General features: G+C 57.5%; 1 protein-coding gene. It reads right to left on the reverse strand.

What is annotated here, in order from left to right; all coding sequences use genetic code 11:
* Window positions 1-79: 79 nt before the first annotated feature.
* Window positions 80-301: hypothetical protein (locus EN852_RS41485; RefSeq protein WP_210238332.1), on the reverse strand; the 222-nt coding region annotated here is incomplete at its 5' end.

Genomic DNA, 301 nt, shown 5'->3' on the forward strand with positions numbered 1-301 from the left:
TCGCAGACCTCCGTCCTTAATTGCTTAAAAAACAAAGAGTTGGAGCCCCCCGTCGAATCGGGCGAGGGGCTGGAGCAACTCAACGTTTGCCGGCAAAAGCGATCTGCGCGAGCCGCGACTTTTCGCGGTCGTTCGGCGTGACCTCCCAACCGACATCCTTCTGAAGCTCAGGCGACAGGCTGTTCATCAGGTTTCTGGTCTTGGCGTTTCTATGTTGGCGCATGATGGAGCGGCCGAGATTTCCGAGCATCGACATCGTCGCATTTCCTGTTCCGTTGAGACCGCGTAGGGCCGTCGGAAG

It is taken from the genome of Mesorhizobium sp. M2E.F.Ca.ET.209.01.1.1, assembly GCF_004010375.2.
GTDB lineage: Bacteria > Pseudomonadota > Alphaproteobacteria > Rhizobiales > Rhizobiaceae > Mesorhizobium.